A 9,999-nucleotide genomic window follows, 5' to 3' on the forward strand; every position below is an offset into this window, starting at 1 on the left:
GCGCGGCGTACCATCGCCGCCCGAGCAGGCGGCCGAGCCGAGCAGCCCGGCCAGCGCCAGCGCGACGGCGGCCAGCCGGAGGCCCGGCCGGCGGGTCATGACGGCACCACCGCGACCAGCGCGGGCCCCTCGCTGCGGTTCGGGGTGAGCGGGATCGGCGGGTGGCCGTCGACGACCAGCCGGTAGGCGTCCCGCTCGGCCACGTCGACCGGCACCGCGAACTCGCAGTACGTCGGGACGCGCGCCACCTCCAGGTCCTCGGCGAAGGTGGCCACGGAGGTGCCCGGCGACAGCGCGCCCTCGGCGAGCGTCCGACCGTCGGGGTCGATCACCTGGAACGGCGCCCGGTTGTGGAAGTGGGTGTACGGGCCGGTGCCGGCGCACTCCACGCCCTCCGGCCGGATGTTGATGTCCCGGACGAGCACCCGCACGGTCATCGCCGACCGGGCCTCCTCGGCGTCACCGCACGCGGTCAGCGCGCCGGTGAGCAACGACGGCAGCAGCAGCGCTGCCGGCAGGCGTCGCATCTGTCCTCCCAGATCATCGGGGTGGGCCCGGGGCGGCGGCTGGCACCGCCCCGGGCCGTACCCGTGGCTCAGCCGAGCAGCGCGCGGGGTCGCTCGACCCGGCACTGGCTGGTCACCGTCCGGCTCGGGTCGCTCTCCGAGGTGGCGGTGAGGGTCACCAGGGTGGTCGCGGTCGCGTCGGCGCCGGCGCCGACCGAGACGTCGACCGGGATGGTGGCGCCGAACTGGGCGGTGGCCAGCTCGTTGGGCAGCTGCACCCGCCAGCCCTGGCCACCGACGGTGGCCGAGAGCCGGTACACGTCGGACTTCAGGTACGCGCCGGCGTCCTCCGGGTGCTGCTGCTCACCGGCCACGTACGTGCCGGTGTTGGTCAGGTCGAAGGTGCAGGTCGCGCCCTTGCCGGTCGGCTCGCCCCGGGTGACCAGCGAACCCTTGGACAGGGCCACCCCGTGCTCGCTCGCCCCGGCGCCGTCCAGCGACCGGACCGCCACCGTGTACGACAGCACCCCGTCGGCGTCCCGGCGCAGGTTGAGCACGTAGAAGTGCAGCCGGTTGGCCTCGTCGACGTACTCGTACTCGCTGCCGGAGTTGGCGCCGGCGTGGAACAGCGCGTCGGACAGCTGCCGGTAGTCGCCCATGGTGATCTTCTGCGGGGTGCCGTTCGGCTGGTAGAAGTCCACCATGTCGATGTCCTGCGGGTTGGCGTCGACCACCCACACGAACGGCGCGCTGTCGGTGTTCTTCGTCTTGCTGATCAGCACGCCGCTGTCCGGGGTGAACGAGTCCGCGCCCATCCGGTCGACGACCTCGAGCGTGTAGTTGTTGTAGCGGCCGCCGTCGCAGAGCGGGTCGGTGGTCACGCTGCACGCCGGGGAGCGGTCCGCGTTCATCGCGATGTTGATGCCGGTCAGCCCGTTCGGGCCGGCGTCCACCGCGCGGGCGGTGACGTCCGCGACCACCATGCCCGAGGCGGCCAGCGCCTCCCGGGACAGCCGCAGCACGTGCTCCTCACCGAGCAGCCCGATCTTCAGCTTGTCGCGGACGCTGTGCAGTGAGCCCATCGAGCCGCCGTTGACCGGCGGGATCTGCCACCGGGTGTGCGGTCCGCCCGGACCGTTGAAGGAGCCGCGCGACATCATGCTCCAGATGCCGGTGTACGCGCGGCGCAGCGGGACCCCGTACGGGTTGTTGTAGTTGTCCCCGATGCTCAGCAGGTGGCTCAGCTCGTGCGCGTACACGCCCATGCCGGAGCTCTCCGCCTGGGTGGACGAGCCGCCGCCCGCGTTGGGCCAGATGGTGGCGGCCGCCTTCCAGGAGGTCCAGTCGACGTACCGGGTCTTCGCGTAGTTGGGCAGGTTCGGGTCCGGCGGGCCCCAGGCGTCCGGCACGTCCTCCTTGGTCTGGAACATCATCTGCCCGAACTCCTGCCAGGTCGACGACTCGTCCTGGCCGGCGGAGAGGATGAAGACCAGCTCGAAGCTGTTGGCCACCGCGTCGCCGACCGCCGCGCGCCAGGCGCCCAGCCCGTCGGTGCGGATGTTCTTCGCGCAAGCCTCCCCCGACGGGCAGGCGCCGGGGTTGAAGCCGTTGTCGATGCCGTACTGGTAGGACTTCGCCGGCATCTCGTACGGGCCGAAGCCGGTCAGGTCCACGCCGTACCGGCCGTTGGAGTCCTGCATCCAGTACTCGTGCAGGGTGTGTCCCCGGTTCAGGTCGCCCGGCTTGTTGAGGAAGTCGGTGTAGAACTGCGGGACCCGCTCCCGGGGCACGTTCGCGGCGCTGGCCTGCGGGTTGCCGAAGACCGACGAGCCGGCGGGCTTGGTGATGACGAACGGCTGGTCCGGGTAGTCGAGCGTGACCAGCGCGATCTTGAAGTTACGGACCGACCCGCGCACATTCGGATCGGCCCAGTTCGTGTTCGGTACCTGCTTGTAGTCGTCCCAGGTCATCGTGTCCGGGTTCTGCCAGTGCTGCGGGTCGAGCACCTGGAACGGGGCGGCACCGTCCGGCGCGTCACCCGGGGCGGCGGCGGCCGGTCCGGCGGCACCGGTCGCGACCAGGACGGTCGTGACCGCGGCGGCCAGCACCGAACGCCACACCGCGCGCCTGCTGGTCAGAAGGTGCATCGAGTCACCTCTCAGGTCGGGGGCTCAGGGGGTGGGGCGATCGGGCGACGGTGCCGGGTCACGGCGCGGCGGCGGCCACGCCGAGGCGGTGCCGTCGCCGGGCGGGCGCGCTCGCCGGCCCGGATGATCACGCCCGACCCCGAATCTAGGAGTCGGCCGGTGCGGCGGTCACCGTGCAGATGTCGGCAGGTGGATCGGCGGCTTTCGACACGTGCAGGACGGTGCCCGGCCGGCGCCGTCACCCGGCGACGGCGGCCCGCTCCGCCCGCCGCACGTCCCGGCACACCCGCTCCTCGGTCTCCGGCGGCAACGCGCCGCGCGGCGGCCGGCACGGGCCCCCGTACCGGCCGGTCAGCCCCATCGCCAGCTTCACGACCTGCACCACCTCGGGCCGCGAGTCCCAGCTGAGCAGGGGGTGCAGCTGCGCGTACAGCGGCAGCGCCGCGGCCAGGTCACGCGCCGCGCAGAGCCGGTGCAGGCGCAGGCAGAGCTCGGGCAGGGCGTTGGCGCTGTGACCGATCCAGCCGGCCGCGCCGCACACGGTCAGCTCCAGCAGCAGGTCGTCCGCGCCGACCAGCACGTCGAGGTGCGGGCACAGGTCGCGGACGCGGTGCAGCCGGCGGACGTCCCGCTCGCGTACCGCCACGACGCCGTCGGTCTCGGCGATGCGGGCGAGCAGTTCCGGGGTGAGGTCCACCCGGGACTCGACCGGGTCGCCGTACACCACCACCGGCAGCCCGACCGCGGCCACCTCCCGGTAGTGGGCGACGACCTCGGCGGCGCCGGCGGGGTAGCCGACCGGCGGCGGCGCGAGAACGGCCTGGGCGCCCAGCGCCGTCGCCTGCTCCGCCCAGCGCCGGGCCTGACGGCTGCCGTACCCGCCGACGTCCGGGACCACCGCGCAGCCCGGCGGCGCGGCCTCGACCACGGCGCGGAGCACGTCGGCGCGTTCCCCGTCGGACAGGGTGCGGTGCTCCCCCACCGGGCCGCAGGGGGTCACCCCGTGGCAGCCCGCGTCGGCGAGCCACCGGACGTGCTCCTGGAGCCGGTCGTGGTCGACCGACAGGTCCGCCCGGAACGGGGTGGGGAGGAGGACGACGACGCCCTGCCAGGGCCTGGTTGCGGCCACGATGGTGTTCCCTTCTCGGACCCTCGGTGCATCCGCACACGTTAGGGAGGCCGACCGGGCGGGGTCTTCCGACAGATGCCGGAACCGTCGTGGCCGCGGCGGGTACGCGTGTCGCGATGCCGACCCGGGGGATTGCGCTTCCGCCGACCTCATCGGAAGGTAGGCGAACGGCCCTACCAGCACACATCCAGGCCGGACCGAACGGGCGACCCGGGCGGGACGGGCTGGTCCGGGAGCAGCGCATGCGCATGGAACTGCAACGCATCGTCGACCGGATCGCGGCGCGGGTGAAACGACCGGCGCTCATCGAGGACCGCCGCCAGCGGGTCGTCGTGTACAGCGCGCACACCGGGGTGATCGACGCGGTACGCCGCAGCTCGATCCTGAGCCGGCACACCACCCCGGACGTGATCGCCTGGGCGCGGGAGAACGGCATCATGGGTGCTCGCCAGCCGGTGCGGACCCCGGCCTGCCCGGAGCTGGACCTGCTGCCCCGGGTCTGCGTGCCGATCCGGCACCAGGACCTGCTGCTGGGTTTCGTGTGGTTCATCGACGAGGCCGAGGGGATGAGCGACGAGGACATCTCGGCGGTCACCGAGGCGATGCCGGACCTGTCGCTGGCCCTCTACCGGGAGAACCTGCTCGGCGAGCTGACCTCACAGCGGGAGGCGGAGGCGACCCGTACCCTCCTGGTGGAGTCCCCGGAGGCCCGGTGCGAGGCGGTCCGATCGTTGCTGACCGACGGCGTGCTGGCCCGCGACGGTGAGGTCACCGCCCTGGTCGGTCACCTGGCCGTGACCTCGGGCGAGGTGCTCGACGACGCGGCCCGGGTCGCCCTGGAGCACGCCCTCGTCGCCACCCGCCAGTGGGTGGGTTCGCGGGAGACGCTGCACCTGGTCCGGCACGACCACGGGGTGCTGCTGCTCTGCGGCGGACGCAGCACCGGCCGGGTGGCCGCGGAGGACGCCGCCGCGCATCTCGGCGCGGCCCTGCGCGGGGCGACCCGGGGGCTGGCGTCGGTGGCCCGGACCGTCCTCGGCGTCGGTGAGCGCCGGCACCGGCTGTACGACAGTGTGCTGTCCTATCAGGAGGCCTTCCAGGCGGCCCGGGTGGCCGTCCAGCTGCCCGCGCTGGGACCGATCGTCTCCTGGTCCGACCTGGGCATCTACCGGCTGCTGTCCGGGGTGGACGCCCGGCACCTGGACGCCGCGCGGGTGCACCCGGGGCTGGGTGGCCTGCTCGGTGACGAGACCCACCAGGTGCTGCTGGAGACCCTGGAGGCCTACCTCGACCTGGCCGGGAACGCGCACGCCACCGCGGAGCGGCTGCGGCTGCACCGGACGACGCTGTACTACCGCCTGCAACGGGTGGAGCAGCTCGCCGGCACCGACCTGAAGGACGGCAACGAGCGGCTCTGCCTGCACCTGGCCCTGAAGCTGGGCCGGCTGACCGGCCAGTACCAGCCCGGACGGTGAGCGCGGCCCGGGCCCGACGGGGCGGGGCGCCCATGCCGGACGCCCCACCCCGGGATTCCTACAGGCCGGCCGCCACGGCCGCCGCCCGCCCGCCGACCACCGGCAGGGTGATCCGGCTCCGGTCGAAGTGGACGGTGATGTGGGCGCGGGTCTGCTTGGCCCGGCTGCTGTAGCCGGAGTACGAGCCGAGCAGCACCACCCCGATCTGGTGACCGGCGTCGAAGACGTAGTCCTCGGGCAGCAGGTTCAGGTCGACCGCGGTCTTGAGGCCGGGCACCAGCGGCACCGAGGCCGACAGCGAGTCCAGGTTGAGGCCGTCGATGACACCCTTGGTGACCAGTTCCTGCGGGTTGGTCGCCACGTTCTTCTCGACCTTGCGGTAGCAGGCGTCCTCGGCGAAGCCGCCCCAGTCGGCCGTCCCGCCCCAGCAGTCCTCCTCGGTCAGCGTCCGGACGCCGTCCCCGGCGGTGCTGAACCGTGGCCGGGTGCCGTAGTCGACGAGCAGTCCGGCGAAGCTGGTGTCCACCCCGTCGACCGTGGCGTTGAGCCGCACGACCGGCGTGCCGGAGATGTGCAGCGCCGCCTTGAGCGGGGCGGAGAGGAACACCAGCCGGTTCTCGGTGTTGGCGAGCGGGTCCGACGGGTGGCGGATGGCGTTGGTCTGGGTCATGGTCGGGGTGTCCTGGAAGGTCGCCGACGCGTTGCCCGGACCGGACCGGACCGACAGCCCGCCCGCGTTGCCGGCGGCCGGGGCCTGCAGGAACACCTGGGTCGGCTGGGTGTCCGGCAGCGGCCAGGTACGCGCCGTCTCCCAGACGTCCGGCGCCCGCTCCAGGTCGACGGCCGGCTCCCGCATGATCCCGTTGTCGATGCCCTGCAGCCAGTAGTCGAACCAGCGGTGGAGGGTGTCCACCCAGGCGGCCCGGCGGAAGTCGAACGGGTCGACGTGGCCGGTGCCGGTCAGCCAGAGCTTGCGCGGCACCCCCTGCTCGCCCAGCGCGGCCCACCACTTGCTGAAGTGGTCCGGCCGGACGTTGTCGTCGTTGATCCCGTGGACCACGAAGACGCTCGCGGTGACCCGGTCGGCGTGCGGCACGTAGTCCCGCTCGGCCCAGAAGTCGTTGTAGTCGCCGGTGGTGTCGTCGCCGCCCTGCCCGAGGGCCGTCCGCACCGGCGCGCAGTACGCCCGGCGGCCCGGGTCGGTGACCGTGTTGGCGAGGCTGCCCGAGTAGTTGTTCGCCCGGGTGACCAGGCCGTTGCTGCGCGAGTAGTCGTACCAGCTGGAGATGGCGGAGATCGGCACGATGGTGGTCAGGCCCTCGACCCCGCTGGCTGCGGCGGCGTTGGCCAGCGTGCCGTCGTACGACTTGCCGATCATGCCGGTGCGGCCGTTGTGCCAGTCCGCGACGACCTCCCGGCCGGCGGCGTCGTACCCGGGCCGGCGCCCGTTGAGCCAGTCGATGGCGGTCGGCGCGCTGATGTTGTCGGCCCGGCCGCCGGTGACCGGGCAGCCGGTCGACTTGTTGGTGCCGATCATGTCGAGCAGGATCACCGCGTAGCCGCGCGGGACGAAGTAGTTGTCGTAGAAGAGCGGCCACTTGTCGTTCAGCCCGTCGCCGTCGACGTCCGTCTTGCATTCGCTCTCGTTGCCCCGGCAGACCGTCGAGTAGTAGGGGCTGGCGTCCATCACCACCGGCACCTTGAGGCCGTTCTCGCTGGCGCGCGGCCGCATGATGTCCATGGCCACGACATCGCGGGCGCCGTCTCCGTCGGTGTCCACGTCCGAGGTGACGAAGATCCGTTCCCGGACCGCGTCGGCGTACCCGAACACCGGTTGGGTGACGCCGCCCTCGATCGCCAGCCCGGGTCGCTCGTCGGCGCCCGGCTGGGCCGCCGCGCCCGCCGCCGGCAGGCCGGTGGCCATCATCGCCAGCGCCACCACCGAGGCCCGCCAGGCAAGTCTTCCTTTACGCATCCGCGTGCTCCTCCTCCCCACACCGGCCGTCGATCAGCGGGTACGAGCCCGTACCGGGTGGCGGGGCGACGCCGCCGCGACGGTCGCACCGAACCTATGGATCGACGGACGTGCGGGTCATCGGACACCTGTGGCGAATGATCAGGGTCGTCTCCTACGCCTGTCGCACCGGCCGTGGAGATGATCGTCACGGACCTCCGGCCCTGTCCGGCGGGACCTTCGCGGCGGAATGCTCCTGGTCGACGGGTGAGGGCCAGCCGTCGACGAGGGGCGGGGTGTCATGCGCGTGGTGTCGGAATCCGGGTTGGCGGCGGTGCTCGGGCGGATGCCGGGCGTGCCCCGGGTGGTGGCCAGCGGCAACCAGGTGCCGCCCCGGGCGGCCCTCGCGGTGCTCGATGCCGCGCTGCCGGCGTACCAGCTGTACATGCTGAACGCCCCGCACGGCATCCCGGACCGGCCGGGGATTCCACCTCCTGCGCGATTCGTCGATGAACTTCAGTCTTCTTTCGGTATTCTTGATCTTGTGAGGTTGTCCGGGTGGGCGCGGCGGGTTGGTGTGCGTTATCAGACTGGTTGGGAGTGGGCGCGGGACGGCAAGATGCCGGTTTCTGTGGTCAAGGCGCGCTCCGGTTCGTGGCTGGTGCTGGAGGCGAAACCCGAACGACCGTGTGATGGCGTACTGCCGGGTGTCCTCCGTTGACCGGAAGTCGGATCTTGATCGGCAGGTTGCCCGCGTCGTGCCGGGAGCGACGGCGCAGGGTCTGGCCGTGGGCGAGGTTGTCTCCGAGGTCGGCTCTGGCCTGAACGGCAATCGGCGCAGGTTGCGTCGCATCCTGTCGGATGCGTCGGCGAGAGTGATCGTGGTGGAGCACAAGGACCGGCTGGCGCGCTTCGGCGTCGAGCACCTGCAGGCCGCTCTGGCCGCTACCGGCCGGGAGCTGCTGATCCTCGACACGCAGGAGTCCGCGGACGACCTGGTGAATGACATGACTGACGTGCTCTCGTCGATGTGTGCAAGTCTTTACGGTCAGCGGGCGGCGAAGAACCGGGCCGCCGGCGCTGTTGCCGCCGTAACGGGGGAAGAAGGCCGTGGGTAAGAAGGTGAGCCCGCAGAAGAAGGCCGATCGCGCTCTGTGCCCGGTGCAGGTGGCAAACATGATGCGGTTGAAGGTGCATGAGGTTGCGGCGGTGATGCGTGCCGCTGGTGTGATCGAGCAGCTAACCCCGCAGCACGCCAGGGAGTGGATGAAGGATCCGGTCGCTGCGCCGCGGTGGTTTGTCGGACTGTTGGCGGAGAGTGCGGCGCGGCAGGCGCAGCGGATCGCCCGCGAGGAACGTGAAGAGCTGGAGCGGCGCCATAAGCTGGTCATCGTCGAGGAGAAGGTCACCCGCCGGCTCCTGGCTGGAGCCAAGCATTTCCGGAGTCCCGAGGAAGAGTTGATCGCCTCGGATATGGCATTTCGTGCCAGTAAGGAGTTGGTGCGTGCCCACACCGGTGCCTGCGGAGAGGTCGACCCGCAGCTGTTGAGTGACCTGGACATCGCTGCCCTGCGGTGGGCTGGTGTTGATCTGTACGACCACTCGACGTGGGCTGTGCATCGTGGAGACTGCGGGCGGTGAAGAGGTTCGAACCGCGCCCCGGCTGCGTGGTGCAGGCGTTCCGCTTCGCGCTGGACCCGAATGCCGGTCAGCAGCAGGCGCTGCGGTCGCACTGCGGTGCGGCGCGTGCGGCCTACAACTGGGCTGTGTCGTGGGTGTGCGCGTCGTGGTGGCAGCGCAGGGCGGAGGAGTCCTACGGTGTTTCGGGGCAGGATCTGACGCCGTGGCGGCCGTGGTCGCTGCCCGCGCTGCGTAAGGAGTTCAACCGGGTCAAGAAGACCCACCCGCGTTTTTGCCGATGGTGGCAGGAGAACTCGAAGGAGGCATACAACTCCGGGTTGACAGCCGCAGCTGCCGCGTTTGACAACTACGCCAAGTCCAAGCGTGGGCAGCGCAAAGGTCGGCGAATGGGCGTTCCTCGCCTCAAGTCGAAGAACCGGGCGGGCATGTCTTGCCGGTTCACCACCGGCACTATCCGTGTCGAGGCGGACCGACGGCACGTCACGCTGCCCCGGCTCGGGACGATCCGCACGCATGAGACCACCCGCAAGCTTGAGCGCCGCGTGGGTAACGGCACCGCCCGCATCCTGTCGGCCACAGTGCGGTGGGAACGTGGCCGCTGGTTTGTGTCCTTCCAAGTGGAGATCGAACGCGCCCAGCGCACGCCGAGCCGGCCCGACGTGGCCGTCGGCGTGGACCTCGGCGTGAAGTGCCTCGCCGTGATGGCCGACTCGGCAGGTGAAGTCCGGTACGTGCCCAACCCAGCCCACTACGACCAGGCCATCAAACAGCTCAAGCGCCTGTGTCGCCGTGTCTCCCGACGGCAGGGGCCCGACCGCCGCACCGGGCAGACACCGTCGAAGCGGTGGCTAAAGGCCGACCGTGAGCGCAACCGCGTGCACTACCGGGTGGCGAACCTGCGCGCCGACGGGCTGCACAAGCTCACCACCACCATCACCGCCGAATACGCCATCGTGGTGGTCGAAGACCTCAACGTCGCGGGCATGCTCACCAACCGGCGCCTGGCCCGCAAGGTCGCCGACGCCGGATTCGGCGAGATCCGACGGCAGATCGATCCTGCTGGCTAATTGGGTGTGTTGCGGCGCTTGCTGCCTAGCCGTGGATGCATGATCGATTTTGCGGCTTCGTTCCCCTCTGCAGCCGCGGA

7 protein-coding genes and 1 pseudogene are annotated in these 9,999 nt (G+C 71.4%); 4 read left to right on the forward strand and 4 right to left on the reverse strand.

Annotated features, from left to right (window positions below; genetic code table 11):
• Window positions 1–95: 95 nt before the first annotated feature.
• From ACWEVO_RS18725 to ACWEVO_RS18735, 3 genes are all read right to left on the reverse strand, one after another.
• Entirely contained in the window at window positions 96–527 is a 432-nt protein-coding gene (locus ACWEVO_RS18725; protein WP_452308802.1) for a hypothetical protein, read from the reverse strand.
• A gap of 68 nt (window positions 528–595) precedes the next feature.
• The gene (locus ACWEVO_RS18730) at window positions 596–2,653 is read right to left on the reverse strand and encodes a M6 family metalloprotease domain-containing protein (RefSeq protein WP_452308803.1); all 2,058 of its coding nucleotides are present in this window, start codon (window positions 2,651–2,653) and stop codon (window positions 596–598) included.
• A gap of 238 nt (window positions 2,654–2,891) precedes the next feature.
• A complete protein-coding gene (locus ACWEVO_RS18735) occupies window positions 2,892–3,782 on the reverse strand; it encodes a dihydrodipicolinate synthase family protein (RefSeq protein ID WP_452308804.1) in 891 nt (296 codons plus the stop codon).
• A 242-nt stretch (window positions 3,783–4,024) separates the two neighbouring features.
• On the opposite strand from ACWEVO_RS18735, the gene ACWEVO_RS18740 reads away from it, so the two are divergent.
• On the forward strand, window positions 4,025–5,257 hold the full coding sequence (locus tag ACWEVO_RS18740) for a PucR family transcriptional regulator (protein ID WP_452308805.1): 1,233 nt from the start codon (window positions 4,025–4,027) through the stop codon (window positions 5,255–5,257).
• A 58-nt stretch (window positions 5,258–5,315) separates the two neighbouring features.
• On the opposite strand, the gene ACWEVO_RS18745 is transcribed toward ACWEVO_RS18740, so the two are convergent.
• Entirely contained in the window at window positions 5,316–7,232 is a 1,917-nt protein-coding gene (locus ACWEVO_RS18745; RefSeq protein WP_452308806.1) for a Xaa-Pro dipeptidyl-peptidase, read from the reverse strand.
• Between the two features lie 523 nt (window positions 7,233–7,755).
• Between ACWEVO_RS18745 and ACWEVO_RS18750 the strand changes: the two are divergent.
• From ACWEVO_RS18750 to tnpB, 3 genes and pseudogenes are all read left to right on the forward strand, one after another.
• Window positions 7,756–8,329, forward strand: a pseudogene (locus ACWEVO_RS18750) (IS607 family transposase).
• The gene (locus ACWEVO_RS18755; RefSeq protein WP_452308807.1) at window positions 8,322–8,852 is read left to right on the forward strand and encodes a hypothetical protein; all 531 of its coding nucleotides are present in this window, start codon (window positions 8,322–8,324) and stop codon (window positions 8,850–8,852) included. Before ACWEVO_RS18750 ends, ACWEVO_RS18755 begins: the two are co-directional and overlap by 8 nt.
• A complete protein-coding gene (gene tnpB / locus ACWEVO_RS18760; RefSeq protein WP_452308808.1) occupies window positions 8,849–9,919 on the forward strand; it encodes an IS607 family element RNA-guided endonuclease TnpB in 1,071 nt (356 codons plus the stop codon). The genes ACWEVO_RS18755 and tnpB overlap by 4 nt, the downstream gene beginning before the upstream one ends.
• The last annotated feature ends 80 nt before the right edge of the window (window positions 9,920–9,999 follow it).

This window comes from Micromonospora sp. NPDC003776, assembly GCF_053605645.1.

What these genes read in the sequence shown, in the direction of transcription:
- ACWEVO_RS18725 (WP_452308802.1), bottom strand. Translation starts at nt 527, where the DNA reads ATGCGACGCCTGCCGGCAGCGCTGCTGCTGCCGTCGTTGCTCACCGGC.
- ACWEVO_RS18730 (WP_452308803.1), bottom strand. Translation starts at nt 2,653, where the DNA reads ATGCACCTTCTGACCAGCAGGCGCGCGGTGTGGCGTTCGGTGCTGGCC.
- ACWEVO_RS18740 (WP_452308805.1), top strand. Translation starts at nt 4,025, where the DNA reads ATGCGCATGGAACTGCAACGCATCGTCGACCGGATCGCGGCGCGGGTG.
- ACWEVO_RS18745 (WP_452308806.1), bottom strand. Translation starts at nt 7,232, where the DNA reads ATGCGTAAAGGAAGACTTGCCTGGCGGGCCTCGGTGGTGGCGCTGGCG.